25 protein-coding genes are annotated in these 25,161 nt (G+C 59.4%); 16 read left to right on the forward strand and 9 right to left on the reverse strand.

The features are described from left to right. The first annotated feature begins 427 nt into the window (after window positions 1-427). Complete coding sequence (locus tag ACA052_RS19205; RefSeq protein WP_497646301.1) at window positions 428-1,213, forward strand: outer membrane protein OmpK; 786 nt, start codon at window positions 428-430, stop codon at window positions 1,211-1,213. An 88-nt stretch (window positions 1,214-1,301) separates the two neighbouring features. On the opposite strand, the gene ACA052_RS19210 is transcribed toward ACA052_RS19205, so the two are convergent. Together ACA052_RS19210 and ACA052_RS19215 are read right to left on the reverse strand one after the other, a co-directional pair. Further along, on the reverse strand, window positions 1,302-2,456 hold the full coding sequence (locus ACA052_RS19210) for a patatin-like phospholipase family protein (RefSeq protein WP_497646302.1): 1,155 nt from the start codon (window positions 2,454-2,456) through the stop codon (window positions 1,302-1,304). A 35-nt stretch (window positions 2,457-2,491) separates the two neighbouring features. Beyond that, window positions 2,492-3,424, reverse strand: a complete 933-nt coding sequence (locus ACA052_RS19215) for a lipid A biosynthesis lauroyl acyltransferase (protein ID WP_497646303.1) — start codon at window positions 3,422-3,424, stop codon at window positions 2,492-2,494. A 117-nt stretch (window positions 3,425-3,541) separates the two neighbouring features. Between ACA052_RS19215 and minC the strand changes: the two genes are divergently transcribed. The 7 genes from minC (at window position 3,542) to ACA052_RS19250 (ending at window position 10,420) form a co-directional block, all read left to right on the forward strand. Next, a complete protein-coding gene (minC, locus tag ACA052_RS19220; RefSeq protein ID WP_497646304.1) occupies window positions 3,542-4,279 on the forward strand; it encodes a septum site-determining protein MinC in 738 nt (245 codons plus the stop codon). 200 nt (window positions 4,280-4,479) lie between these two features. Beyond that, window positions 4,480-5,292 carry a septum site-determining protein MinD gene (minD, locus tag ACA052_RS19225; RefSeq protein WP_150631077.1) on the forward strand — a complete coding sequence of 271 codons (813 nt, stop codon included), beginning with the start codon at window positions 4,480-4,482 and terminating at the stop codon, window positions 5,290-5,292. Then, entirely contained in the window at window positions 5,292-5,546 is a 255-nt protein-coding gene (minE, locus tag ACA052_RS19230; RefSeq protein WP_007944431.1) for a cell division topological specificity factor MinE, read from the forward strand. The genes minD and minE overlap by 1 nt, the downstream gene beginning before the upstream one ends. 179 nt (window positions 5,547-5,725) lie before the next feature. Continuing rightward, complete coding sequence (locus ACA052_RS19235) at window positions 5,726-6,361, forward strand: RluA family pseudouridine synthase (protein WP_497646305.1); 636 nt, start codon at window positions 5,726-5,728, stop codon at window positions 6,359-6,361. A 206-nt stretch (window positions 6,362-6,567) separates the two neighbouring features. Continuing rightward, on the forward strand, window positions 6,568-7,857 hold the full coding sequence (locus ACA052_RS19240) for a M18 family aminopeptidase (RefSeq protein WP_497646306.1): 1,290 nt from the start codon (window positions 6,568-6,570) through the stop codon (window positions 7,855-7,857). Between the two features lie 154 nt (window positions 7,858-8,011). Continuing rightward, a complete protein-coding gene (locus ACA052_RS19245) occupies window positions 8,012-8,188 on the forward strand; it encodes a hypothetical protein (RefSeq protein WP_497646307.1) in 177 nt (58 codons plus the stop codon). 78 nt (window positions 8,189-8,266) lie between these two features. After that, the gene (locus tag ACA052_RS19250; RefSeq protein WP_497646308.1) at window positions 8,267-10,420 is read left to right on the forward strand and encodes a mechanosensitive ion channel family protein; all 2,154 of its coding nucleotides are present in this window, start codon (window positions 8,267-8,269) and stop codon (window positions 10,418-10,420) included. Window positions 10,421-10,667: 247 nt separating this feature from the next. On the opposite strand, the gene ACA052_RS19255 is transcribed toward ACA052_RS19250, so the two are convergent. Then, window positions 10,668-12,341, reverse strand: a complete 1,674-nt coding sequence (locus tag ACA052_RS19255; protein ID WP_008146183.1) for a DEAD/DEAH box helicase — start codon at window positions 12,339-12,341, stop codon at window positions 10,668-10,670. A 432-nt stretch (window positions 12,342-12,773) separates the two neighbouring features. Between ACA052_RS19255 and ACA052_RS19260 the strand changes: the two genes are divergently transcribed. Further along, on the forward strand, window positions 12,774-13,565 hold the full coding sequence (locus ACA052_RS19260; RefSeq protein ID WP_497646309.1) for a crotonase/enoyl-CoA hydratase family protein: 792 nt from the start codon (window positions 12,774-12,776) through the stop codon (window positions 13,563-13,565). 176 nt (window positions 13,566-13,741) lie between these two features. On the opposite strand, the gene ACA052_RS19265 is transcribed toward ACA052_RS19260, so the two are convergent. Continuing rightward, window positions 13,742-14,497 carry a spermidine synthase gene (locus ACA052_RS19265; RefSeq protein ID WP_497646310.1) on the reverse strand — a complete coding sequence of 252 codons (756 nt, stop codon included), beginning with the start codon at window positions 14,495-14,497 and terminating at the stop codon, window positions 13,742-13,744. A gap of 147 nt (window positions 14,498-14,644) precedes the next feature. Here ACA052_RS19265 and ACA052_RS19270 point away from each other — a divergent pair, with 147 nt between their 5' ends. Further along, the gene (locus ACA052_RS19270) at window positions 14,645-15,991 is read left to right on the forward strand and encodes a class II 3-deoxy-7-phosphoheptulonate synthase (RefSeq protein WP_461954042.1); all 1,347 of its coding nucleotides are present in this window, start codon (window positions 14,645-14,647) and stop codon (window positions 15,989-15,991) included. 90 nt (window positions 15,992-16,081) lie between these two features. Here ACA052_RS19270 and ACA052_RS19275 read toward each other — a convergent pair whose 3' ends face one another. Both ACA052_RS19275 and ACA052_RS19280 read right to left on the reverse strand, forming a co-directional pair. After that, window positions 16,082-17,311 carry a winged helix-turn-helix domain-containing protein gene (locus ACA052_RS19275; protein ID WP_497646311.1) on the reverse strand — a complete coding sequence of 410 codons (1,230 nt, stop codon included), beginning with the start codon at window positions 17,309-17,311 and terminating at the stop codon, window positions 16,082-16,084. 64 nt (window positions 17,312-17,375) lie between these two features. After that, window positions 17,376-17,591 carry a DUF1127 domain-containing protein gene (locus ACA052_RS19280; protein WP_497646312.1) on the reverse strand — a complete coding sequence of 72 codons (216 nt, stop codon included), beginning with the start codon at window positions 17,589-17,591 and terminating at the stop codon, window positions 17,376-17,378. Between the two features lie 95 nt (window positions 17,592-17,686). Between ACA052_RS19280 and ACA052_RS19285 the strand changes: the two genes are divergently transcribed. After that, window positions 17,687-18,541 carry a LysR substrate-binding domain-containing protein gene (locus tag ACA052_RS19285; RefSeq protein WP_497646313.1) on the forward strand — a complete coding sequence of 285 codons (855 nt, stop codon included), beginning with the start codon at window positions 17,687-17,689 and terminating at the stop codon, window positions 18,539-18,541. Here ACA052_RS19285 and ACA052_RS19290 read toward each other — a convergent pair. Next, on the reverse strand, window positions 18,531-19,280 hold the full coding sequence (locus ACA052_RS19290) for a sulfite exporter TauE/SafE family protein (protein WP_497646314.1): 750 nt from the start codon (window positions 19,278-19,280) through the stop codon (window positions 18,531-18,533). The two genes, ACA052_RS19285 and ACA052_RS19290, sit on opposite strands and share 11 nt — an antisense overlap. Window positions 19,281-19,389: 109 nt before the next feature. On the opposite strand from ACA052_RS19290, the gene ACA052_RS19295 reads away from it, so the two are divergent. The 4 genes from ACA052_RS19295 to ACA052_RS19310 all read left to right on the forward strand — a co-directional run bounded on the left by ACA052_RS19295 (window position 19,390) and on the right by ACA052_RS19310 (window position 22,698). Next, complete coding sequence (locus ACA052_RS19295; RefSeq protein ID WP_497650361.1) at window positions 19,390-20,346, forward strand: LysR family transcriptional regulator; 957 nt, start codon at window positions 19,390-19,392, stop codon at window positions 20,344-20,346. A 69-nt stretch (window positions 20,347-20,415) separates the two neighbouring features. After that, a complete protein-coding gene (locus ACA052_RS19300; RefSeq protein WP_497646316.1) occupies window positions 20,416-20,877 on the forward strand; it encodes a MarR family winged helix-turn-helix transcriptional regulator in 462 nt (153 codons plus the stop codon). Window positions 20,878-21,231: 354 nt separating this feature from the next. Then, window positions 21,232-21,651, forward strand: a complete 420-nt coding sequence (locus ACA052_RS19305; RefSeq protein ID WP_497646318.1) for an organic hydroperoxide resistance protein — start codon at window positions 21,232-21,234, stop codon at window positions 21,649-21,651. Between the two features lie 33 nt (window positions 21,652-21,684). Beyond that, window positions 21,685-22,698 carry an alpha/beta hydrolase gene (locus ACA052_RS19310; RefSeq protein ID WP_497646319.1) on the forward strand — a complete coding sequence of 338 codons (1,014 nt, stop codon included), beginning with the start codon at window positions 21,685-21,687 and terminating at the stop codon, window positions 22,696-22,698. 166 nt (window positions 22,699-22,864) lie between these two features. On the opposite strand, the gene ACA052_RS19315 is transcribed toward ACA052_RS19310, so the two are convergent. Both ACA052_RS19315 and earP read right to left on the reverse strand, forming a co-directional pair. Beyond that, window positions 22,865-23,434, reverse strand: a complete 570-nt coding sequence (locus ACA052_RS19315; RefSeq protein ID WP_028619992.1) for an elongation factor P — start codon at window positions 23,432-23,434, stop codon at window positions 22,865-22,867. A gap of 48 nt (window positions 23,435-23,482) precedes the next feature. Then, window positions 23,483-24,625 carry an elongation factor P maturation arginine rhamnosyltransferase EarP gene (gene earP, locus ACA052_RS19320; protein ID WP_497646320.1) on the reverse strand — a complete coding sequence of 381 codons (1,143 nt, stop codon included), beginning with the start codon at window positions 24,623-24,625 and terminating at the stop codon, window positions 23,483-23,485. A 124-nt stretch (window positions 24,626-24,749) separates the two neighbouring features. On the opposite strand from earP, the gene ACA052_RS19325 reads away from it, so the two are divergent. Continuing rightward, window positions 24,750-25,160 (forward strand): hypothetical protein, encoded by a 411-nt coding sequence (locus ACA052_RS19325; RefSeq protein ID WP_497646321.1) that lies wholly within the window; start codon window positions 24,750-24,752, stop codon window positions 25,158-25,160. Window position 25,161 lies beyond the last annotated feature (1 nt).

Consider the following 25,161-nt stretch of genomic DNA (forward strand, 5'->3'; position numbering starts at 1 on the left):
CAACAGATGGTTTTTACCGACTCAAGCCTGCTGTCCAGCGATAACAGGCCCACCGCCGACAACCGTGCCCCAAACCTGTCGTCGGTGCGCTGTTGCGGGGCACTTGAGACCTGGCCAAGGAGTCAGTATTCTCCGCGGCCGCCTGAATCCGCTTTAAAAAAAAGCCCGGATTTAATTCCTGACCAGAAAGCCAATTTATCCCGGCTCTGGACGGTACCAAGGCACTCCAAAACCCCACTCAATCGACTGTTCTTGAGCAGCCGAGCGGGAGTTTTTTTGCTTTTTTAAAGCCTTGGCTCAGCTCTTGCTAACAGCACTAAAGCTGACCGAATGGATGATTTTTTTACAGCTACAGAAAAAGGCGCCACACCAGAGCGCCGACCTTAGAAAAATAATGTGGAACCACCTACTTTTTGGGAGCAACCGAATGAAACGCACGTGCACTAGCCTGATGCTGGCGGGATCTTTGCTGGCTGGGGGCCAGGCCATGGCCGGCGACTTGCTGCAATGGCAGAACAACAGCCTGTCCTACCTGTATGGCAAGGACTTCCAGGTCAACCCGCGCATTCAGCAGACCGTGACCTTCGAACACGCCGATGGCTGGAAGTACGGCGACAACTTCATGTTCATCGACAAGATTTACTACAACGGCAAGGAAGACGCCTTCGCGGGTGAGAACACCTACTATGGCGAAATCAGCCCGCGCCTGTCCTTCGGCAAGATCTTCGACCAGAAACTCGAGTTTGGCCCGATCAAAGACGTGCTGCTGGCCATGACTTACGAGTTCGGTGAAGACGATACCGAGTCCTACTTGATCGGTCCGGGTTTCGACCTGGCCATACCGGGCTTCGACTACTTCCAGCTGAACTTCTACAACCGTCATACCGAAGGCGACCGTCCAGGCGACAATATCTGGCAGGTCACGCCGGTCTGGTCCTACACCATCCCGGTGGGCGATTCGAACATCCTGATCGACGGTTTCATGGACTGGGTGGTCGACAACGACGTCAACAAAAAAGGCGAATACCACGCCAACCTGCACTTCAATCCGCAGATCAAGTACGACTTGGGCAAAGCGCTGAGCCTGGGCGAGAAGCAGTTGTACGTGGGTGTCGAGTATGACTACTGGAAAAACAAGTACGGTATTGAAGACAGTCAGGGCTTCAAAACCGACCAGAGCACCACGAGCTTCCTGGTGAAGTTCCACTTCTGATTTGAAGTCAAAAGATCGCAGGCTTCGCCAGCTCCTACAGGGGTACGCACTCCCTTGTAGGAGCTGCCGCAGGCTGCGATCTTTTGCTTTATGACAACCCGAGAAACCGGCACAACTCATCCCGCTTGGCCAACGCATCCCGCCGCCCAAGATCAATCAACTCGCTGCAATACCCCGCCTCGAACAGCAGGTAGCTCAACACCCCCGCCCCACTCGTCTTGGTCGCCCCCGGCCCACGCAAAAACAGGCGCAATGCCGCTGGCAACTCCTGCCGGTGCCGAGCCGCAATCTCATCGATCGGCTGGCTCGGCGAAATCACCAGGACCTCCACCGGTGCCACACCGAGCGCGCGGGTCGGCGTGCCGTCGGGCAACAGGTGACTGAACTGATTCAGGCGCTGCAGCAACTCGATGTCACTCTCCAGGCTGTCGATGAACGTACTGTTGAGCATGTGCCCGCCAATCTGCGCCAGCGTTGGCTGTTGACCGGTGTAGGCGCGTTGCAGCGGCTGATGCGGATCGACACCGCGCGGATTGCCACTGACCCCCACCACCAGCACTCGACTGGCGCCCAGGTGCAGGGCCGGGCTGATGGGGGCCGACTGACGCACCGCGCCGTCGCCGAAATACTCTTCGCCGATTTTCACCGGCGCGAACAACAGGGGAATGGCAGAACTGGCGAGCAAATGGTCGACGGTCAATTGCATCGGAATGCCGATCCGCCGATGACGCAACCAGGCATCGATGGTCCCGCCGCCCTGATAGAACGTGACGGCCTGGCCGGATTCGTAGCCGAATGCCGTCACCGCTACCGCCTGCAACTGCTTTTGGGCGATGGCGTCGGCAATGCCGGTCATGTGCAGTTTGTCGTTGAGCAACCTGCGCAGCGGCGAACTGTTGAGCAGGGCCACGGGAACCTGCGCGCCGATACCGAGCAAACTGTGCCCGACAAAACGGCTGGCCTGATGGATCACCCCCGGCCAGTCACTGCGTAACACCAGATGACTGCGAAATCCCTGCCAGAAGGCCGTCAGGCGCTCGACAGCGCCACGGAAGTCCATCGCCCCACTGGCGAGGCTGACGGCGTTGATCGCACCGGCTGAAGTGCCGACGATCACCGGAAACGGATTGTTCGCACCGATCGGCAACAGCTCGGCAATCGCCGCCAGCACCCCGACCTGATAAGCCGCCCGAGCCCCGCCGCCGGAAAGAATCAACCCTGTAACCGGTTCAGCAGGACTCATCGCAACGCTCCATGGTGCTTAAGGGGGTCGAATACTTAACCGCGTTTCTTGTACAACTTCGGCTCGCCCGGTGGACGACTCTTGAAGCGGCGATGGGCCCAGAGGTATTGCTCCGGGCACTCACGCAAGACGCCTTCGATCCATTGGTTGATCCGCAGGCAATCGGCTTCATCAGTCTCACCGGGGAAGTTATCGAGCGGCGCGTGGATCACCAGTCGATAACCGCTGCCGTCCGCCAGGCGTTCCTGGGTGAACGGCACCACCAGCGCCTTGCCCAATCGCGCAAACTTGCTGGTGGCGGTGACTGTCGCAGCCTGAATCCCGAACAGCGGCACAAAGATACTTTGCTTGGCGCCGTAGTCCTGATCGGGTGCGTACCAGATCGCCCGACCGGCCCGCAGCAGCTTGAGCATGCCGCGCACGTCTTCGCGCTCGACGGCCAGCGAATCAACGTTGTGCCGCTCGCGGCCACTTCGCTGGATGAAATCGAACAGCGGGTTCTTGTGCTCACGGTACATGCCGTCGATGGTGTGCTGCTGACCCAACAGTGCCGCGCCGATTTCCAGCGTGGTGAAATGCACGGCCATCAGAATCACGCCCTTGCCTTCGCGCTGGGCTTTTTTCAGATGCTCCAGCCCTTCGACGTGGGCGAGTCCGGCCAGACGCTCGCGCGACCACCACCAGCTCATCGCCATTTCGAAAAACGCGATGCCGGTGGAGGCGAAGTTTTCCTTGAGCAGGCGCTTGCGCTCGTCGGCGGTTTTCTCAGGGAAACACAGCTCGAGGTTACGCTTGGCGATGCGCCGTCTGTCGCCGGCCACTCGATACATCAATGCACCGAGGACGCGACCGACAAACAGCAACGCCGGATACGGCAACTGAACAATCAGCCACAACAGCCCCAAGCCACACCACAGCGGCCAGAAACGTGGGGAAAGAAATGCTGTTCGAAACCGCGGGCGATCCATTAAAGCTTCCGATAAGACGATGGCCGCGCATTCTACATCGTTCGACCCGGCTTGCGGCTCGCGGGCGTTCTCGTTATAAGTCTCGGCACTTTTAGTGACAAGCCGTTGTATGCCGACATGAGCCAAACCGAACCGCTAGACCAAGATCCCGTGTTCCAGTTGAAGGGCAGCATGCTCGCCATTACCGTGCTGGAGCTGGCCCGCAACGACCTCGAGAGCCTCGATCGGCAGCTGGCCGCGAAAGTCGCCCAGGCGCCCAACTTTTTCAGTAACGCGCCGCTGGTGCTGGCCCTGGACAAGCTCCCGGCCAGTGAAGGTGCCGTCGATCTGCCAGGGCTGATGCGCGTTTGCCGCCAGCATGGCTTGCGCACCCTGGCAATCCGCGCCAGCCGCATCGAAGACATCGCAGCGGCCATCGCGGTCGACCTGCCCGTGCTACCGCCGTCCGGTGCCCGGGAGCGACCACTGGAGACGCACGAAGCGCCAGTGAAGAAAAAACCGGAAAAACCACCGGAGCCGACCGTCAAACCGACGAAAATCATCACGTCGCCCGTCCGCGGCGGCCAGCAGATTTATGCCCAGGGTTGCGATTTGGTGGTGATCTCCTCCGTCAGCCCGGGGGCGGAACTTCTCGCCGATGGGAACATCCATGTATACGGGCCGATGCGCGGTCGCGTATTGGCCGGGGTCAAAGGCGATACGAAAGCCAGGATTTTCTGTCAGCAAATGAGCGCTGAACTGGTCTCCATCGCAGGCCACTACAAGGTTTCCGAAGATCTGCGCCGCGATCCTTTATGGGGGGCCGGCGTGCAAGTGAGTCTGTCGGGCGATGTGTTGAACATCATTCGGCTTTAACGGATACTGCCGCATTTTCCAAGCATCTCTAAAACGTAGCGAAAACGGCTCAAACGAAGTAGGAAAAAGGCCAAAAGCAGTGTTTACCGGAGGTAAGCGCCGTTAAGGGCCCGATTTCACCAAGGCTGTCCGACTGCAGTAGTTTTTCAAGAGATGTTTTTCAGGGGCTAAAAGTCCTTTTTCCTTAGGGGTGAAACACCTTGGCCAAGATTCTCGTGGTTACATCCGGCAAGGGTGGTGTGGGTAAGACCACCACCAGCGCCGCTATCGGTACCGGCCTCGCATTGCGCGGTCACAAAACAGTCATCGTCGACTTCGACGTCGGCTTGCGTAACCTCGACCTGATCATGGGTTGCGAACGTCGCGTGGTGTATGACTTCGTCAACGTGGTGAACGGCGAAGCCAACCTGCAGCAAGCCCTGATCAAAGACAAACGCCTGGAAAACCTCTACGTCCTGGCCGCCAGTCAGACCCGCGATAAAGACGCGCTGACCGTGGAGGGCGTGGAAAAAGTGCTGATGGCACTCAAAGAAGATTTCGAATTCGTGGTGTGCGATTCGCCAGCGGGCATCGAGAAAGGCGCCCACCTGGCCATGTACTTCGCAGACGAAGCGATTGTCGTGACCAACCCGGAAGTGTCCTCGGTTCGTGACTCGGACCGCATGCTGGGCTTGCTGGCCAGCAAGTCGCGCCGCGCTGAAAACGGCGAAGAACCGATCAAGGAACACCTGCTGCTGACCCGCTACAACCCGCAACGCGTCAGTGACGGTGAAATGCTTGGCGTCGAAGACGTCAAGGAAATTCTTGCCGTTACCCTGCTGGGTGTGATTCCGGAATCCCAGGCGGTCCTCAAGGCTTCCAACTCCGGCGTGCCGGTGATCCTTGACGACCAGAGCGACGCCGGCCAGGCGTACAGCGATGCCGTGGATCGTCTGCTGGGCAAAACCGTGGAGCATCGGTTTCTCGATGTGACGAAGAAAGGATTCTTTGAGCGTCTGTTTGGAGGCCGGTAATGAACATTTTTGACTTCTTTCGGGCTAATAAGAAGCCAAGTACCGCCTCGGTAGCGAAAGAGCGTCTACAGATCATCGTGGCGCATGAACGCGGCCAACGCAGTACGCCGGACTACCTGCCAGCCTTGCAAAAGGAACTGGTCGAAGTGATCCGCAAGTACGTCAATATCGGGTCCGATGACGTGCACGTCGCACTGGAAAACCAGGGCAGCTGCTCGATTCTGGAACTCAATATCACCCTGCCTGACCGCTAGTCGATCAGTCAGGAGCCACGGCGGCTCAGAACCTTCGGGCCCTTGTAGGAGCTGCCGCAGGCTGCGATCTTTTGATCTTGTTTCAAAAGCAAAATCAAAAGATCGCCGCCTGCGGCAGCTCCTACAGGGGACAATCAAGGTTTTGAGTCGCCGTTGGCGTTTGTTACGAGGCTGTTTTAATGCCGTTGTCCAACATCCGCATCATCCATCAGGACGCCGCCGTCCTGGTGGTGGATAAACCGACCCTGTTGCTCTCCGTCCCTGGCCGGGCCGACGACAACAAGGACTGCCTGATTACCCGCCTGCAAGAAAATGGCTACCCGGAAGCGCGAATCGTCCATCGGCTGGATTGGGAAACCTCCGGCATCATCCTGCTGGCCCGTGACCCGGATACGCATCGCGAGCTGTCTCGGCAATTTCACGACCGCGAAACAGAAAAGGCCTACACCGCCCTGTGTTGGGGCCAACCTGGGCTGGACAGTGGAAGCATCGATTTGCCCTTGCGCTACGATCCGCCGACCAAGCCACGCCATGTGGTGGACCATGAGTTCGGCAAACATGCCCTGACGTTCTGGCGTGTACTGGAACGTTGCGGCGACTGGTGCCGTGTCGAACTGACACCGATCACCGGTCGCTCCCATCAGTTGCGCGTACACATGCTTTCCATCGGCCATCCTCTGCTGGGTGACGGGCTTTATGCCCACGAACAGGCGCTGGCCGCCTGGCCACGGCTGTGCCTGCACGCGAGCATGCTCAGCTTCACTCATCCGCAAAGCGGCGAACGCCTGCGCTTCGAGTGCCCTGCACCGTTCTGATGTCTGCCCGAAAACTGTAGGAGCGAGCTTGCTCCGGGCGGCGCTCCGACGAAGGTCGTCAACGATAACGCTGGAAACCTGACACCCCGCGGCGTTCTCAGATCCATCGCGAGCAAGCTCGCTCCTACAGGGATCTTCTACAGCCGCCCACCGCCAAAAATGTGACCAATACGGTAAACTGGCGCCATTGCTGTCTGGAGCTATTTATGCGCGAAGAGTTGAACCAAGGCCTGATCGACTTCCTCAAGGCCTCCCCTACCCCATTCCATGCCACCGCCAGCCTTGTTCAGCGCCTGGAAGCGGCAGGCTATCAGCGTCTTGATGAGCGTGAGCCATGGACTACCGAAGCCAACGGCCGCTATTACGTCACCCGTAATGACTCTTCGATCGTTGCCATCAAGATGGGCCGTCACTCACCTCTGCACGGCGGCATTCGCCTGGTCGGCGCCCATACCGACAGCCCATGCCTGCGGGTCAAACCCCAGCCGGAACTGCAGCGCCAGGGCTTCTGGCAGTTGGGTGTCGAAGTCTACGGCGGGGCACTGCTGGCGCCGTGGTTCGACCGCGACCTGTCCCTGGCCGGCCGCGTGACCTTCCGCCGCGACGGCAAGGTCGAGAGCCAGTTGATCGACTTCAGGGCACCGATTGCCACCATTCCGAACCTGGCCATTCACCTCAATCGCGAAGCCAACATGGGCTGGGCGATCAATGCCCAGACCGAACTGCCGCCGATCCTCGCGCAATTCGCCGGTGACGAACGCGTGGACTTTCGCGCAGTGCTCACCGACCAACTTGCCCGCGAGCACGGCCTGAACGCCGACGTGGTACTCGATTACGAGTTGAGTTTCTACGACACCCAAAGCGCTGCCGTCATCGGCCTGCATGGCGATTTCATTGCTGGCGCCCGCCTGGATAACCTGTTGTCGTGCTACGCCGGCCTACAAGCGTTGCTGACTGCCGAAACCGACGAAACCTGTGTCCTGGTCGCCAACGACCACGAAGAAGTCGGCTCCTGCTCGGCCTGCGGCGCGGACGGCCCGATGCTTGAGCAAACCCTGCGTCGCCTGCTGCCTGAAGGTGATGAATTCGTCCGGACCATTCAGAAATCCCTGCTGGTTTCGGCCGACAACGCCCACGGCGTGCACCCGAACTATGCCGACAAGCACGATGCCAATCACGGCCCGAAACTCAACGCCGGCCCGGTGATCAAGGTCAACAGCAACCAGCGCTACGCCACCAACAGCGAAACCGCAGGCTTCTTCCGCCACCTGTGCATGGCCGAAGAAGTACCGGTACAAAGCTTCGTGGTGCGAAGCGACATGGGCTGCGGTTCGACGATCGGCCCGATCACCGCCAGCCATCTGGGCGTGCGCACCGTGGACATCGGCCTGCCGACATTCGCCATGCACTCGATCCGTGAACTGTGCGGCAGTCATGACCTGGCACACCTGGTCAAAGTGCTGAGCGCGTTCTACGCCTGCCAAGACTTGCCATAACTCCCCAAAACACCGCCGTCTTCGGGCGGCGCCACCATTCCATGTAGGAGCTGCCGCAGGCTGCGATCTTTTGATCTTGATTTTTCATGATCAAAAGATCGCAGCCTGCGGCAGCTCCTACAATTAAATTATTCTTTTCGACAAGGCAGTCGCCATGATCTCTCTGTCTTCATTTCACGCCATGCTGGTCCCGATTCTCGCCGGGATGATCATGCTGGCAGTCGGTTTCAACTTCCGCGACAAGAACGCCGGTGTCTTCGCGATGTGGATCGGCATGCTGATGATCCTCGCCACCGTGGTGTTCAAGATCCTCGCCAAGCTCAACGAATAAATCCTCGCCCCCGGCTCGCATTGATTTAGGCGGGCTCGTACACTCGGTCGATCTGCATATTCCAAGGTTGACCGCCTAGTGTTCGCTCGTCTTTTCGCCCTGCCGTGTTTTTTCCTTGTCTGCCTCATGACGTTGCTGCCGACGGCGCCTGCCCAGGCAGTCGGTTTGCCGAGCTTGCTCAACTCCACGAAGGCTCAGCCAGAAGCCCAGGAACCCTTGGGGCAATCGCTGGATGAGGTCATCAAGTCCCTGGAAAACGATCAGCAGCGCAGCAAACTGCTCGCCGATCTGAAGAAACTCCGCGATGCCACCAAGAAAGCCCAACCCGGCACCGACGAAGGCGTGCTGGGCCTGATTGGCGGCACGCTGGCCAATTTCGAAAAACAATTTTCCGGGGCAGACAGCCCGATCACACGCTGGTCGGAAGAGTTTGACCTGGCCGCAGACGAATTGAAGGCTCTGATGATGCCGGCCAATGAATGGCTGCCGATCATCTTCGCCTTCGCCATGATTCTGATGGTCTGGAGCCTGTTGGCTGCCGCATTGATTTGGCTCGGTCACCGAGTACGGATGCGCTTCGGCCTGACCGAAGAACTGCCTCAACACCCCAAGGCCCTGGACATGCTGCGTTTCGCCTTGCGCAAACTCGGGCCATGGCTGATAGCCTTGGTGATCACCGTTTACATGAGCTATGCCCTGCCTTCGTCATTGGGTAAAAGCCTGGCCATGGTGTTGGCCTACGCCTTGGTGGTCGGCACCTGCTTTTCCGCCATCTGCGTGATCGCATTTTCCGTGCTCGACGGCTCCCACCGCCATCGCGCGCTTTACATCCTGCGACATCAAGCGTTCCGCCCGCTGTGGTTGATCGGCAGTTTCGCCGCTTTCGGCGAAGCCCTGAACGATCCGCGCCTGGTCGAAAGCCTCGGCAGCCACCTGGCTCACACCGCCGCCACGGTTGCGAATGTCCTGGCCGCGCTGTCTACCGGGCTGTTTATCTTGCGATTCCGTCGCCCCATCGCCCACCTGATCCGCAACCAGCCGCTGTCCCGGCGCCTGACTCGCCGCGCCCTCAGTGACACCATCGATATTCTTGGCACCTTCTGGTACGTTCCGGCCCTGGTGCTGGTGTGCATCTCGCTGTTCGCCACGTTCGTATCGGCCGGCGACACCAGCACCGCGCTGCGTCAGGCGCTGATCTGCACCGTGTTGCTGGTGTTGTGCATGGTCATCAATGGGCTGGTGCGCCGTCATTCGCTGAAACCGCAGCGCGGCGTGAAACGTCATGCGCTGTATTCGGATCGGCTGAAAAGCTTCTTCTACACCCTCGCCCACTTGCTGGTGTGGTTGACGTTCATCGAACTCGGCCTGCGGGTCTGGGGCATGTCGCTGATCACCTTCACCGAGGGCGAAGGCCATGAAGTCAGTGTCAAACTGTTCAGCCTCGCCGGCACACTGATTTTTGCCTGGCTGATCTGGATTCTCAGCGACACCGCGGTGCACCACGCCCTGACTCGCTCGCGCAAAGGCCTGGCGAACGCCCGGGCGCAAACCATGATGCCGCTGATCCGAAACGTACTGTTCGTGGCGATTTTTATCGTTGCGCTGATTGTTGCGCTGGCCAACATGGGAATGAACGTCACGCCACTGCTGGCCGGTGCCGGCGTGATCGGCCTGGCCATCGGTTTCGGCGCGCAGTCGCTGGTGGCCGACCTGATCACCGGGCTGTTCATCATCATCGAAGACTCCCTGGCCATCGACGACTACGTGGATGTCGGCGGGCACCTGGGCACGGTCGAAGGCCTGACCATCAGAACCGTGCGCCTGCGAGACATCGACGGCATCGTCCACACCATCCCGTTCAGCGAAATCAAAAGCATCAAGAACTACTCGCGGGAATTCGGCTACGCCATTTTCCGCGTGGCGGTGCCGTCCAACATGGACATCGATAATGCGATCAAACTGATGCGCGAAGTCGGCCAGAAGATGCGCACCGATCCGTTGCAGCGCCGCAACATCTGGTCGCCACTGGAGATTCAAGGTGTGGAAAGCTTCGAGTCCGGCAACGCCATTCTCCGAGCCCGGTTCAAGACGGCGCCGATCAAGCAGTGGGAAGTGTCCCGGGCGTTTAACCTGTCGCTGAAACGGCACCTGGATGAGGCTGGACTCGACCTGGCGACGCCGCGCATGAGCGTGCAAGTGGTCACTGCGGGTGGTGGGCAAGTAACGGAGTAATTGCCGAAACCCTATCCCATGTAGCAGCTGCCGAGCCTGCGAGGCTGCGTCCGGCTGCGCAGCAGTCGTAAACCCTGCATGCACGGTATATCTGCAAGACCGTGGCGCCTGATTTTACGGCTGCTGCGCAGCCGGACGCAGCCTCGCAGGCTCGGCAGCTGCTACAAGCGGCTCCAAAATCGCAGGCAAAAAAAATCCCCGAACCAGTCGGGGATTTTTATGTTCGATCAATCAGCTCGAGAGCGGATCAATCTTCGCGGTAGCGACGCAGCTTCAACTGCTTGCCAGCAACGCGAGTGTCCTTCAGCTTGGTCAGCAGACGCTCCAGACCATCTTCCGGCAGCTCGACGAGGCTGAAGCTGTCACGCACCTGGATGCGACCGATCGCTTCACGAGCCAAGCCACCTTCGTTGAGGATGGCGCCCAGCAGGTTTTTGGCAGCAATACCGTCACGCGCACCCAGCGCGGTACGGCAACGAGCACGGCCTTCAGCCAATGGAACCGGAGCACGACGCTCACGATCACCACGGTCCGGACGATCACCGGTACGCTCTGGACGATCGCCACGCGGTGCGTTGTTAGGCACCAGTGGACGTTCTTTCTCGATCGCGGCCAGGGTCAGCGCCTGGGCGTTGGTGGCTTTGCGCAGCAGAGCAGCGGCCAGTGCACGTGGAGTGCAACCGATGTCGGCAGTCAGGCGATCCAGCAGATCACCGTGGGTCGATTCGGCATCAGCAACCAGCGGCGACAGGCTGTTGGTCAACTTCTTGATGCGAGCATCGAGAACAGCTTGAGCGTCCGGCAGGCGAACTTCGGCAACCTTTTGACCGGTTACACGCTCGATCACTTGCAGCATGCGGCGCTCACGCGGAGTCACCAGCAGCAGTGCACGACCTTCGCGACCGGCACGGCCGGTACGGCCGATACGGTGAACGTAGGATTCCGGGTCGTACGGCATGTCAACGTTGAATACGTGAGTGATGCGCGGAACGTCCAGGCCACGAGCTGCTACGTCGGTCGCCACAACGATGTCCAGACGGCCATCCTTGAGGGATTCGATCACGCGCTCACGTTGGTTCTGAGCAATGTCACCGTTCAGCGCAGCGGCTTTGTAGCCTTTGGCTTCCAGGGCACTGGCCAGGTCCAGGGTCGCTTGCTTGGTGCGCACGAACATGATCAGGGCGTCGAAATCTTCGACTTCCAGCAAGCTCAATACAGCCGAGGTCTTCTGGTCAGCGTGAACCAACAGGTGAGCCTGTTCGATCGCGGTAACGGTCTGAGTCTTGGTCTGGATCTTCACGTGCTGCGGATCACGCAGGTGACGTTCGGCGATAGCACGGATCGACTGCGGCAGGGTGGCCGAGAACAATACGGTCTGACGGGTTGGCGGCAGAGCCTTGAAGATAACTTCGAGGTCGTCCATGAAACCCAGTTTGAGCATTTCGTCAGCTTCGTCGAGAACCAGGTGGTTCACGGTCGACAGCACTTTTTCGTCACGACGCAGGTGGTCGCACAGACGGCCCGGAGTGGCGACAACGATCTGTGCGCCATTACGGATTGCTTTCAGTTGTGGACCCATAGGGGCGCCGCCGTAAACGGCCACAACGGTAACGCCCGGCATTTGCTTGGCGTAGGTTTCGAAAGCGGTTGCTACTTGCAGCGCCAACTCACGGGTTGGCGCCAGGATCAGGGCTTGCGGCTCGCGCTTGGCAGGATCGATGCGATGCAGGATCGGCAGGGCGAACGCGGCGGTTTTACCCGTACCGGTTTGCGCCTGGCCAATCATGTCGTGGCCGGCCATGATGATCGGGATCGATTGCTGCTGAATAGCCGAAGGTTCTTCGTAGCCGGTCGCGATGACGGCTGCAAGAATGTTCGGATTAAGATTAAAAGCGGCGAAGCCGCCGGTTTCCTGGGTCATGGGTCTGCCTCTAAGTGCATCCGCAAAGACCCATGCTCCAAAGCTGCGCATGCCGTGTAAGACTCAAGAGTCGCCCTGGCTGCTTTGTCGGCGGGGATTTGCGAAAACGAATGAATGAAAAAGATTCGTCAAGGGAGAGTCCGCTGTGCGGATGTGCAGCCGAAGCTGGCTTCGGGGAATTGCGCTACCTAAACGCGGCCCGGTTAAAGGCCGGCGCGCACTATACCGGAATTCGCCCGAAAAGGGAGCATTATTTGTCGGAAAACTGACGGATACACCGTTGTGTCACAGGCTTTGCGGATAATCGTGCAACGGTCTATTTTTCAAAGGCCCGGCCCTGCTGGCGATAGCGCTAAAACGGTTCACCGTTGTGACGCAGACCCGCGATCTCACATCGCCCATCCCGCCCCTTCCCGCCCAAGGAAATGCACTATGAATGAGCCCAGCTCCAGTCGCGTCAGCCGTGAACGACACGGTCATGTCCTGTTGATTGGCCTGGATCGGGTGGCCAAGCGCAACGCATTCGACCTCGACCTGCTCAACGAACTGAGTCTGGCCTATGGCGAGTTCGAGGCCGACAGCGAACTGCGTGTCGCGGTGGTTTTTGGCCATGGCGAGCATTTCACCGCAGGGCTCGACCTGGTCAATGCCAGCGCGGCCCTCGCCGAAGGCTGGCAGGCGCCATCCGGCGGCTGCGATCCGTGGGGTGTGTTTGCGGGGCCGAGAGTCAGTAAACCGGTGATTGTCGCTGCGCAGGGCTACTGCCTGACCATCGGTATCGAATTAATGCTGGCCGCCGATATCAACCTCTGCGCCAGTAACACTCGCTTCGCCCAGAAAGAAGTGCAGCGCGGGATCTTTCCGTTCGGCGGCGCCACGTTGCGCCTGCATCAGGTCGCCGGCTGGGGCAATGCCATGCGCTGGTTGCTGACCGGCGATGAATTTGACGCCCATGACGCGCTGCACCTGGGGTTGGTGCAGGAAGTCATGGCCAGCGAGGATCTGCTGCCGCGGGCGATTGAACTGGCTGAACGGATCGCCCGGCAAGCGCCGCTGGGGGTTCAGGCAACGTTGATGTCTGCCCGGCAGGCGCGCTATGAAGGGGAAACCGCAGCGGCCCAGGGATTGCCGCCACTGGTGAAGAAATTGTTGGCGAGTGAGGACGCCAAGGAGGGGGTGCGGTCGATGCTTGAGAAGCGGCCGGGCGTTTTCAAAGGCTGCTGACGTCTAACCGTTGGTGAGGGGGTTTCCGTGGCGAGGGGATTTATCCCCGTTGGGCTGCGAAGCAGCCCCAAAACCATTCAACCCGGTGATAACAGCTACACCGCATCAGCCGGATTTTACGACTGCTGCGCAACCGAACGGGGATAAATCCCCTCGCCACAGTGCCCTTCGAAACTTTAGGTAGCCGGGCGGATGGCCTTGATCAACGACTGCAACGAATAGCCCAATCTCGGCGCCAGCCCTTCGGCCCGGGCGATCAGGCCGTGCATGTCCAATTCCTGATCCAGCTCTGAAGGCACGATCAGAATCACGTTGCCCTCCTTCACCGGCAGCTCCCAATAATGCCGGTGATAAAGCCCGCGCAACAAGGCCGCGCCTAGCGGTTTACCGTCGTCGGTGGCCCATTGGTTGATCACCAGCCAACCGCCAGGATTCAAGCGTTTTTGACAGTTTTCGAGGAAGCTCCACGCGAGGTGCCCGACGCCCGGCCCGACGTCGGTATAGAGGTCGACAAAAATCAGGTCTGCCGGCTCGGCGGTATCCAGCAGCTCCAGCGCATCGCCGACGCGGATATACAGCCGCGGGTCATCGTCCAGCCCAAGGTATTCGATCGCCAGGCGCGGCACGTCGGGGCGCAGCTCGATGGCCTCGACATCTTCCAGCGGCAGGAACTTCAGGCAGGCTTGGGTCAGCGTTCCGGCACCCAGGCCAAGAAACAGCGCACTTTCCGGTTGCTCGTGGCACAACGCGCCGATCAGCATCGCACGGGTGTAATCATATTCGAGCCAGCTCGGGTCGGCCGTGAACACGCAGCTCTGTTCGATGGCATCGCCGAACTCGAGAAAACGGTAGTCGGCCACTTCCAGCACGCGAATCACGCCGAACTCATCCTGTACCTCGGCGAGCAGATGCTCGACGCGCTCCTCAGTCATTTCGTCTCCTGATCGTCACCGGGTCCGGCAACGCAAACGCCGCAACATGCAGCGGCAAAGGCGCGATTGTCCGCGAAGCGACGGGAACAGGTCACGCACTAATTGCTGATAACATGAACGTCCGAGCGTAAAACAACAGAGACCGTGATGAGCCAACCCTGGAGCCCTGACAGCTGGCGCGCCCTGCCGATCCAGCAACAACCCCACTACCCCGACGCGGCGCATCTGCTGCACGTCGAGCAGACGCTGGCCAGCTATCCACCGCTGGTGTTTGCCGGTGAGGCCCGGGAGTTGCGACGTCAGTTTGCCGAAGTGACCCAGGGCCGAGCGTTTCTGTTGCAGGGCGGCGACTGTGCCGAGAGCTTTGCCGAGTTCTCCGCCGCAAAAATCCGCGACACCTTTAAAGTGCTGCTGCAAATGGCGATTGTCATGACCTTCGCTGCCGGCTGCCCGGTGGTCAAGGTTGGGCGCATGGCCGGTCAGTTCGCCAAACCGCGTTCGGCCAATGACGAAACCATCGACGGCGTGACGTTGCCCGCCTACCGTGGCGACATCGTCAACGGCATTGGTTTTGATGAGAAAAGCCGTGTGCCGGACCCGGAGCGTCTGCTCCAGTCCTACCACCAGTCCACCGCCACCTTGAACCTGCTGCGTGCCTTCGCCCAGGGCGGTTTTGCCGACCTGCATCAGGTGCACAAGTGGAACCTGGATTTCATCGCCAACTCGGCGCTGGCGGAAAAATACAGCCACCTTGCCGATCGCATCGATGAAACCCTGGCGTTCATGCGCGCCTGCGGCATGGACAGCTCGCCGCAACTGCGCGAGACCAGTTTTTTCACCGCCCACGAAGCGTTGCTGCTGAATTACGAAGAAGCCTTCGTGCGCCGCGACAGCCTGACCAACGACTACTACGATTGCTCGGCGCACATGCTGTGGATCGGTGATCGCACCCGCCAACTGGACGGTGCTCACGTCGAATTTCTACGCGGAGTGAACAACCCGATCGGGGTTAAAGTCGGGCCGAGCATGAATCCCGAAGACCTGATTCGGCTGATCGACGTGCTTAATCCGGACAACGATCCGGGTCGCTTGAACCTGATTGCGCGCATGGGCGCGAACAAGGTCGGCGATCATTTGCCGGCGCTGATTCGCGCCGTGCAACGTGAAGGCAAGCAGGTGCTCTGGAGTTCCGACCCGATGCACGGCAACACCATCAAGGCCAGCAGCGGCTACAAGACCCGCGATTTTGCGCAGATCCTCGGCGAGGTTAAACAGTTCTTCCAGGTCCACGAAGCCGAAGGCACGTACGCCGGCGGCATCCACATCGAGATGACCGGGCAGAATGTCACCGAGTGTATTGGCGGTGCACGGCCGATTACCGAGGATGGGTTGTCGGACCGGTATCACACCCATTGCGATCCGCGGATGAATGCCGACCAGTCATTGGAGTTGGCGTTTTTGATTGCCGAGACCCTGAAGCAAGTCCGACGTTAACATCGCGCCGTTCCCTTCGCGGGCAAGCCTCGCTCCTACAAATGAACACGAACCCCTGTAGGAGCGAGGCTTGCCCGCGAAGGCGTCTGATCAATCACCGCCAATACTGGCCAATGCCACCCGCAATCGCGCCGCGCTCACCCGCTGGCAATTCAACTGCACCCGCTCAAGCCCCAGCCAATCCGCCATCTGCCGCAGATTCACCGCCAACGCCGTCATCCCCTCGTCATCCAACCCTGGCTCTTCCTCATGCACGGCATGCACCGCCAGCCTCCCCAGCGCCCGCTCTGCTCGTAAGTCCACCCGCGCGGCAATTCGTTCGTTGTGCAAAAACGGCAACACGTAATAGCCATAGACCCGCTTGTCCTGTGGCGTGTAAATCTCCAGCCGATATCGAAAATCGAACAACCGCTCAGTACGGCTGCGCTCCCAGATCAACGAATCGAAGGGTGAAAGCAAGGCACTGGATTCGACTTTGCGTGGCACTTTCGGTTCGGGCAGACAGTACGCGGGTTGACGCCAGCCCTGGACTTCACACGCCTGCAACGCCCCGGTCTCGAGCAATTCCGCCAGGCGCGGACGGCTGTCAGTCGGGTTCAAGCGAAAATAGTCGCGCAGGTCCTTTTCCGTGCCCACGCCCAGCGCTGTCGCGGCATGCAGCAACAGGCCCCGCTGGGCTTCAGCCTCACTCACCAACGGTTGCTGCAGAATCGCCGAAGGAAGCACCCGCTCCGGCAGATCGTAAAGGCGCTCGAATCCACGGCGCCCGGCCACAGTCACTTCACCAGCGGCGAACAACCACTCCAGCGCATGCTTTTCCGCGCTCCAGTCCCACCAGGGCCCTGCCCGCTCCTGCCGGGTCGAAAGGCTTCCGGCGCCCAGCGCACCCAGCTCCTGAACCGAGGCCAGCACCCGGCGGATGGTGTCCTGCTGTTCACGACCGAATCGCGCCAGTTGCTGATAGATGTCTTCGCCACGGGTCGCCCGCAGCATGCGCCACCGCATCAACGGGTACAGCGACAACGGCAGCAACGAAGCTTCATGGCCCCAGTACTCGAATAGCGTACGCCGCCGGCCCGAACTCCAGGCAGCCTGGTCGAGCAAGTCGGATGAGTAATGACCACGACGGGAAAACAGGGGAAGGTAGTGCGAACGCACCAACGCATTGACCGAATCGATCTGCAGAATGCCCAGCCGCTCGATCAGACGATTGAGCTGAAGCGGTTTGATCGCCGCTGGCGGCTGGCGCCCGTTGAACCCTTGGGCGGCCAGCGCCAGGCGTCGAGCCTGTTTGAGGGAAAAGGACAGCGTTGCGGGCATGAGCATCTCCTTGTCTGCTCGCAACCTACCTCACCGGGAGACGGTTTGTGTAGTTGTGCGTTACTCATTTGTGCATCGGATCATTCCAGAAGGGTTTGATCGACTCGAACTCCACCTCCGCACGGCTCATGCCGATGTCCTTCAGTGCTTCGTCGCTCAAACTCGCCAACAGCTCGCGCTCGCGGTGAAGTTCGTACCAGCGACTGAATTTATGCAGCAGGTTGGATACCAGGTGGACCGAGTGTTTTTCTACGACTGGATACTCATGTTGACCTTTCATCTTGTTGCCCTCCGTTTAGGTGGTTCCAGTCTCGCCCCAGGACTAAGATCAATCCAACGAATGTTTCTGATGTCACATATCTCGGAGATTGATGAATGTCAGCCTTCCCAAGTATCGACACCGAAGTGCTGCGCACCTTTGTCGCCATCGCCGACCAGGGCGGATTTACCCGGGCCGGCGAATTGGTCAATCGCACCCAGTCGGCCGTGAGCATGCAGATGAAGCGGCTGGAAGAGGATGTGTTGCAGCGTCAGCTGTTCCAGCGTGACGGACGGCAGGTACGCCTGACAGCCGAGGGCCAGGTGCTGTTGGGTTATGCCCGACGCATCCTCAAGCTGCACAGCGAGGTGTTCAACACCTTGCGCGAGCCGCACATGGTGGGCATGGTCCGCATCGGCACGCCGGACGATTATGTGATGCGTTTCCTGCCGGGGATCCTGCGGCGATTCGCCCAGTCCTATCCGCTGATCCAGATCGAGGTGCACTGCGAATCTTCAAAACAATTGCTGATGCGCCAGGATCTGGACTTGTCCATCGTCACCCGCGAACCAGGCAGCGAAATCGGCCAATTGTTGCGCAAGGAGCATTTCGTCTGGGCCGAAGCGCAATGTTTCAGCGCCCATGAGCAGACGCCGCTGCCGTTGGCGATGTTCAACAGTGATTGTTTCTGCAGATTGTGGGCATGCAATGCCCTCGATGCCATGGGGCGCGATTACCGCGTGGCGTACAACAGCGACAGCCTGTCGGCGATCATGGCGGTGGTCAGCGCCGGCCTGGCCGTCACCGCGCAACTCGAAAGCCTGATCACACCCGACATGCGCATTCTGGGTGAGGCCGAAGGTCTGCCGGTGCTGCCCGAGGCCAGCATCATGCTGGTGCGCAACCTGCACAACCCTTCGCCCATCACCGAATGCCTGGCCGAACACATCGTCGAGGGCTTCAAACTTTAAAGGCGAGCATCACCGCGCAGAGCACCAGAAAGCCACAGAACAGGCCGCGCAACAGCCGTTCTGGCATTGCGTGGGCGATTTTCACGCCCCAACTGATGCTCATCAGGCCACCGACCGCCAAGGGCACGCCGATTATCCAGTCCACTTGGTGGTGTACCGAATAGGTCACCAAAGTGACTCCCGTGCTGGGCAACGCCAGCGCCAGTGACAATCCTTGGGCAACCACTTGACTGGTACCGAACACGCTGGTCAGTACCGGCGTCGCCACCACGGCCCCGCCCACGCCAAACAACCCACCCATGGCGCCGGATGCCGCACCGAGTACGCCCAACCATGGCCATGAATAATTCATTTGCGAAGAAGTCGACACATTGGCGCTGAACATTCGCACCACGTTGTAGGCAGACAGCGCCACCAGGAATGCGACAAATCCTACGCGCATGGTTTGCGCATCAATGCCCACCGCCCAGATCGAACCGATCCACGCAAAGCAGAACCCCATCAAGGCCAGTGGCAGCGCATGGCGCAATTCGATCCGGTTGCGCTGGTGATAGCGCCACAGCGCCAGCATCACGTTCGGCACCACCATCACCAGCGCCGTACCTTGGGCGATCTGCTGATCGAGGCCGAACAGCACGCCCAGCAACGGGATAGCGATCAAGCCACCGCCAATACCGAACAACCCACCCAAGGTGCCCAGGGCTGCGCCGAACACCAGATACATCAAAAACTCAATCACAGGCGATTCCTCTCATGTCAGGCAATTCATCCTACGCAGTTGGCTCTGGCGGGGAAACGCACAGCAACGCACAATGGCTGTGCCAACTTCGCATAAGCGCCAACCTGCCATGAACCCCAATCAATTGACCGAACAACTGAGCCTGTTTCTCGATGTGCTGGAAACCGGCAGCTTTTCCGGCGCCTCCCGCCGCCATCCATTGACCCCTTCGGCCGTTGCGCGGCGCATCGACAGCCTCGAAAACGCAGTCGGCAGTCAATTGTTCGTTCGCAGCACCCACGCGGTGCGCGCGACACCGGCAGGTCTGGCGTTTGCCGAGCGTGCACGGAGAATCGTCGCAGAACTTCAATTGGCGCGGGCGGAGGCGGTGTCCTTGAGCAGCGCACCGGAAGGCTTGATCAGGATTGATGCACCCGCCGCGTTCGGACGCCGGCACCTGGCACCGGTAATTGCTGACTTTCTGATGCACTACCCCGGTCTCGACGTGCAATTGCACCTGATTGACAGTTTTGTCGACATGCAGGGCTTGAATCTGGGCAAAGTCGATCTGGTGCTGCGCGCCGGGCAATTGGCCGATACGCGGTTGGTGGCCACACCGCTGGCGAGCTTGATGCGGATCGCTTGCGCCAGCCCCGGCTATTTGAAGCGCCGTGGCGTTCCGACCGATCCGGCGCAGCTGATTGAACACGACGGTCTCGACTGGGATGGCCTGGCCCCGCCGTTCGCCTGGCGCTTCGAACGCGATGGGCAAATGCACTTGCACCGACCGGCGCGCATTCGTATGAGTGCCAATAATGCCGAAGCGCTGGTGTGCGGCGCATTGGCCGGGCTGGGCATCGCGCACCTGCCAACCTGGCTCACCAGCGAATATTTGCTGCGCGGCGAACTGCTGCCACTGTTTTGCGAAAATGGCCTGCCACCGCCGGAAAGCGCTGGCATTTACGCGCTTCGCCTGGCGCAACAGCCCAACTCTCGGAGCCGCTTGTTGCTGGAATATCTGAAAACCCGCTTCAGTCCGATTCCACCGTGGGACCTGGCGCTGCAGACCAACCTCGACCGACACTAGGTCAGAATTATCTGGCGCATTAAACATTCGCCCGCTAGATTCATGAAGATCACAGATCAAGGCTTCAGAATGAACACCGAACGCAACACTCAGGATAATTGCGACGACCTGCTGTTGGATAACCAGGCCTGCTTCGCCCTGCATTCCACCTCGCTGCTGATGACCAAGGTCTATAAACCGCTGCTGCAGGCACTGGGACTGACCTACCCGCAATACCTGGCAATGATGGTGCTGTGGGAGCGGGACGGTTTGACGGTAGGCGAAATCAGCACGCGACTGCTGACGGATCCCGGTTCACTGACGCCACTGCTCAAGCGCCTGGAAGTGGAAGGCTTGCTCAGCCGCACCCGCAGCCGTGAGGATGAGCGGGTGGTGATCGTCGAGCTGACTGAACAGGGCCGCGCCTTGCGGGACAAGGCGCGCGGCGTTCCCCAGTGCATCCTCGGCGCCAGCGGCATGACCCTGGAGCGCCTGCAAAAACTGCAAGCGGAGCTGCAAGTGCTGCGCGGCAATCTTCAAGACAGCCTCTGACCCCAAGATCACCACACCTCCAATGTGGGAGCGGGCTTGCTCGCGAATGCGGTGTGTCAGTCAACATCATTGCTGGATGACACACCGCATTCGCGAGCAAGCCCGCTCCCACAGGGATGTGCGGTGTTCCCGGAATCCGGCCCCTCTCCTAAAAATTTTTCACTGAAAAATCTCTCCTCGATAGCTCTAAACCCATACATCCACGCAAATCCAGGCCGTCGCAAATCTCATCTCCTAATATTTTTTCAAAAATTTATCTTGCGCACTAAACATTAGCGCGATACATTCATTTCGCACTTACTTAGCGCGCAAACATTTAGCGCAAACAATCAAACCCGAAGCGAGGCCTACATCATGCAAACTCTCTACACCGCAATCGCAACCTCCACTGGCGGCCGTGACGGTCGTGCGGTTTCCAGCGACAACATCCTCGACGTCAAACTCGCCACCCCGAAAGAACTCGGTGGTGCTGGCGGCGCAGCGACCAACCCTGAGCAACTGTTCGCTGCCGGCTACTCCGCCTGCTTCATCGGCGCACTGAAATTCGTCGCCAGCCAGACCAAACGCACGATCCCGAACGACGCCTCGATCACCGCCCATGTCGGTATTGGCCAAATCCCTGGCGGCTTCGGTCTGGACATCGACTTGCACATCAGCTTGCCGGGTCTTGAACAAGCCGACGCACAAAGCCTGGTCGACGCGGCTCACCTGGTCTGCCCGTACTCGAACGCCACCCGTGGCAACGTCGATGTGCGCCTGCACGTCACCGTCTAACCACTGATTTCAAGGCCTGAACAGGAAACGAACATGAACACTTTCAGCAAAGTCTTGACCGGTACCCTTCTCGCCCTGTCCATCCACAGCGCGTTCGCGGGGGACGGTGTTGAACACAACACCCAAGCGTTCCTTGACGTTCTGAATGCCGGCACCGGCAAACCGATGGAACAACTCACACCCAAAGAAGCCCGCGCGGTGTTGGTGGGCGCGCAAGCCTCGGTGAAGCTGACGCTGCCAAAAGCGGATGTCAGCGAGAAGACCATTCAAGTCGGCGGCCAACCGCTCAGCCTGACCATCGTCCGGCCGGCCGGGGTCAAAGGCGAGCTGCCGGTGTTCATGTTCTTCCACGGCGGCGGTTGGGTGCTGGGAGATTTCCCGACTCACGAACGTCTGGTTCGCGACCTGGTTGCGGGTTCGGGTGCGGTGGCAGTGTTCGTCAATTACACGCCGTCACCGGAAGCGCATTTCCCGGTGGCGATCAACCAGGCGTACGCCGCCACAAAGTGGGTAGCCGAGCACGGTAAAGAGATCAACGTCGATAGCAAACGCCTGGCGGTAGTGGGTAACAGCGTCGGCGGCAACATGGCGGCCGTGGTTGCGCTGATGGCCAAAGACCAGGGCACACCAGCGATCAAGTTCCAGGTGCTGTTGTGGCCGGTGACTGACGCCAACTTTGAAACGGCGTCTTACAACCAGTTTGCCGAAGGGCACTTCCTCACCAAAAACATGATGAAGTGGTTCTGGGACAACTACACCACGGACGCCAAGCAGCGTAACGAGATTTATGCCTCACCGCTGCGGGCCACCACGGCGCAACTCAAGGGCCTGCCACCTGCCCTGGTGCAGACAGCTGGCAACGACGTACTGCGCGATGAAGGTGAAGCGTACGCCCGCAAGCTTGACGAGGCCGGTGTGCCCGTCACGTCGGTGCGCTACAACGGCATGATCCACGACTATGGGTTGCTGAACGTGGTCAGCCAGGTGCCGGAAGTACGCTCGGCGATGCTGCAAGCTTCTGAAGAACTCAAGCAACACCTGAAATAGAGTTGAAAGCAAAAGATCGCAGCCTCGTTTCACTCGGCAGCTCCTACATGGGCTTTGCATTCCCCCGGTAGGAGCTGCCGAGTGAAACGAGGCTGCGATCTTTTGATCTTCAGCAAAAAAAAAAGCCCGACTCAAAGGTCGGGCTTTTTCATTCCTGAAGCTGTGCTTATTTAGCACGGCCTTTGTAGGAACCGCCTTCGCGGGTATCGATCTCGATTTTGTCACCGATTTCGATGAAGTCAGCAACTTGCAGCTCAGTACCGTTGCTCAACTTGGCAGGCTTCATCACCTTGCCGGAAGTGTCGCCGCGAGCCGAACCTTCGGTGTAGTCAACTACGCGCACGATGGTGGTCGGCAGTTCTACGGAAACCAGACGCTCTTCGAAGAAGATCGCTTCGCAAACATCGGTCATGCCTTCTTCAACGAAAGGCAGAACGGCTTCGATGTCTTCAGCGTTCAGCTCGTACATGGTGTAGTCGGTGGTGTCCATGAACGTGTAGGTGTCGCCGCTGATGAAGGACAGGGTCGCTTCTTTGCGGTCGAGGATTACGTCGTCCAGTTTGTCGTCAGCGCTGTAAACGATCTCGGTCTTGTAACCGGTCAGCAGGTTTTTCAGCTTGGTCTTCATGATCGCGCTGTTACGACCGGACTTGGTGAATTCAGCTTTCTGAACCAGCCAAGGATCGTTTTCGAGACGGATCACGGTACCGGGTTTCAGTTCTTTACCAGTTTTCATTGCGAATATCCGAATTTGGATGGGATTTACAAAAATCTAGGCCGCGTATCATATCCAATTTAGGTAAAACTGTACCAGCGCTGCGGCAAGATCCGCCTGCAAACCCTGTTCCAGACACCATGACTCGGCGTGTTTTTGCAGTTCCGGCCAATGTTTACGCGTTGCAACCCAGTGACCGGACATATCATGCCCGGCATTCCACGCACGCCAAAGACCGCTGATCGCCTCGCAAGCCGCTTCGGACAAGCCTTTTGTGTACAACGCCAGGAAGGCTTCGAGCTTGTCCAGGTGGATGTCTTCGTCCTGCCGATAGATGTGCCAGAGCAGCGGCCGGCCCGCCCATTGCGCGCGAACGAACGAATCTTCGCCGCGCACGGCATTGAAATCGCAGCACCACAGCAGGTGATCGTATTGATCCTGTCGGACGAACGGCAGCACCTGCACCGTCACCGCATCGCGCACATGCACGGCGCCGGCCAGCAAGCCGTCGACCCCGAGCCAGCGTTCGACGTCTCCCAGAATCCGACCTTCGGGCACCAGCAGATGCGTTGGCGTCGTATCAGCGGCCAGCACCTCCAGCCAACTGGCCAGTCCGGCATTTTCGTAGGCAAACAACGAGATCAGTTGTGCGCCTTGCGCACGATCAATGCCTAAACCCTGCAGGAATATTCGCTGAGCCGCGGGATCTTGCTGGAATTGCCTGCGACGTTCCAGCAATCCGCTTTCACGCAGCAGGCCACCGGTGCCCTTCTGGAACCCCGGAAAGAAGAAGAACTTCTGCACGCTCTTGTATTTGACCGACGGCAAGCCGTGGCATCCGATCACCCAGTCCTCGGCACTCAGGTAGTCGAGATTCATCCACAGCGGCGGCTTTTCCCGCTCGGCCATGGCCTCCATGTAGGCACTCGGCAATTGACAGGCGAAGGCGGCGATCACCACATCCGCCGCGCCAGTGGGTAACCAGTCGGCCGGCCATTGGCGGACCTCGACACCCTCCTGCCACTGTTGCGCGGCATGGATGTCGATGTCCGGACAGAGGCGTTCGAAGGCTCGCAAATCATCGACCCACAAACGCACCTCCAACGCATGCTCGGCCACCAGTTGACGGGCCAGACGCCAGGTCACGCCGATGTCGCCAAAGTTGTCGACCACGGTGCAAAAAATATCCCAGCGGGTGTTCAATTCAGGCATTCCAGGCTCCCGTTGGCAAAGGCGCCGATTGTCCGCATAAATTACCCCGTGCAGAAGAGCCGACGGCGATTAATCTTCATGCGACAATCGCCACTCGCCCGCGACCACCCGCCAGGAGGCAGTCATGCCCTACCGTCCCAACCCGCGCCGCCGCTTGCCAATCCAGCTCAATGCCCTGCAACTGACCGGCAGCATTGCCCTCGGTGTGTGGCTGGGTTTCCTTGCAATCGCGCTGACCTGCTGGCTCGCGTCTCGCCTGTTGTTCAGCGAGCAACTGGCGCCGGTTGCACAAGCAGTCGAGCAACTGGCCAAGCCGCCGGTGGTGGCGCAACCGGTGCCGGATATTCCGCCGCAGAGCCCGTTGTTCGATCGGTACGAAGAGAACCTGCGCAAGAACGAGCAGGCGCAACGAATGGATCAGGCACGCAGCACCAGCCGTAACCTGTCCAATCCGAAATGCCAGTTCTGGCTGCAACAGGACCAGAACGCGCCGAGCGAAAAAAGCCGCGCCAATGTCCTGCAATTCTGCGATTGAT

Source organism: Pseudomonas sp. LBUM1644 (assembly GCF_059716195.1).

What these genes read in the sequence shown, in the direction of transcription:
- ACA052_RS19260 (WP_497646309.1), top strand. Translation starts at nt 12,774, where the DNA reads ATGAATGAGCCCAGCTCCAGTCGCGTCAGCCGTGAACGACACGGTCAT.
- ACA052_RS19305 (WP_497646318.1), top strand. Translation starts at nt 21,232, where the DNA reads ATGCAAACTCTCTACACCGCAATCGCAACCTCCACTGGCGGCCGTGAC.
- ACA052_RS19325 (WP_497646321.1), top strand. Translation starts at nt 24,750, where the DNA reads ATGCCCTACCGTCCCAACCCGCGCCGCCGCTTGCCAATCCAGCTCAAT.
- ACA052_RS19265 (WP_497646310.1), bottom strand. Translation starts at nt 14,497, where the DNA reads ATGACTGAGGAGCGCGTCGAGCATCTGCTCGCCGAGGTACAGGATGAG.
- ACA052_RS19295 (WP_497650361.1), top strand. Translation starts at nt 19,390, where the DNA reads ATGAACCCCAATCAATTGACCGAACAACTGAGCCTGTTTCTCGATGTG.
- ACA052_RS19270 (WP_461954042.1), top strand. Translation starts at nt 14,645, where the DNA reads ATGAGCCAACCCTGGAGCCCTGACAGCTGGCGCGCCCTGCCGATCCAG.
- ACA052_RS19215 (WP_497646303.1), bottom strand. Translation starts at nt 3,424, where the DNA reads ATGGATCGCCCGCGGTTTCGAACAGCATTTCTTTCCCCACGTTTCTGG.
- ACA052_RS19315 (WP_028619992.1), bottom strand. Translation starts at nt 23,434, where the DNA reads ATGAAAACTGGTAAAGAACTGAAACCCGGTACCGTGATCCGTCTCGAA.
- ACA052_RS19235 (WP_497646305.1), top strand. Translation starts at nt 5,726, where the DNA reads ATGCCGTTGTCCAACATCCGCATCATCCATCAGGACGCCGCCGTCCTG.
- ACA052_RS19255 (WP_008146183.1), bottom strand. Translation starts at nt 12,341, where the DNA reads ATGACCCAGGAAACCGGCGGCTTCGCCGCTTTTAATCTTAATCCGAAC.
- earP (WP_497646320.1), bottom strand. Translation starts at nt 24,625, where the DNA reads ATGCCTGAATTGAACACCCGCTGGGATATTTTTTGCACCGTGGTCGAC.
- ACA052_RS19275 (WP_497646311.1), bottom strand. Translation starts at nt 17,311, where the DNA reads ATGCCCGCAACGCTGTCCTTTTCCCTCAAACAGGCTCGACGCCTGGCG.
- ACA052_RS19300 (WP_497646316.1), top strand. Translation starts at nt 20,416, where the DNA reads ATGAACACCGAACGCAACACTCAGGATAATTGCGACGACCTGCTGTTG.
- ACA052_RS19245 (WP_497646307.1), top strand. Translation starts at nt 8,012, where the DNA reads ATGATCTCTCTGTCTTCATTTCACGCCATGCTGGTCCCGATTCTCGCC.
- ACA052_RS19210 (WP_497646302.1), bottom strand. Translation starts at nt 2,456, where the DNA reads ATGAGTCCTGCTGAACCGGTTACAGGGTTGATTCTTTCCGGCGGCGGG.
- minE (WP_007944431.1), top strand. Translation starts at nt 5,292, where the DNA reads ATGAACATTTTTGACTTCTTTCGGGCTAATAAGAAGCCAAGTACCGCC.
- ACA052_RS19285 (WP_497646313.1), top strand. Translation starts at nt 17,687, where the DNA reads ATGTCAGCCTTCCCAAGTATCGACACCGAAGTGCTGCGCACCTTTGTC.
- ACA052_RS19310 (WP_497646319.1), top strand. Translation starts at nt 21,685, where the DNA reads ATGAACACTTTCAGCAAAGTCTTGACCGGTACCCTTCTCGCCCTGTCC.
- minC (WP_497646304.1), top strand. Translation starts at nt 3,542, where the DNA reads ATGAGCCAAACCGAACCGCTAGACCAAGATCCCGTGTTCCAGTTGAAG.
- ACA052_RS19240 (WP_497646306.1), top strand. Translation starts at nt 6,568, where the DNA reads ATGCGCGAAGAGTTGAACCAAGGCCTGATCGACTTCCTCAAGGCCTCC.
- ACA052_RS19205 (WP_497646301.1), top strand. Translation starts at nt 428, where the DNA reads ATGAAACGCACGTGCACTAGCCTGATGCTGGCGGGATCTTTGCTGGCT.
- ACA052_RS19280 (WP_497646312.1), bottom strand. Translation starts at nt 17,591, where the DNA reads ATGAAAGGTCAACATGAGTATCCAGTCGTAGAAAAACACTCGGTCCAC.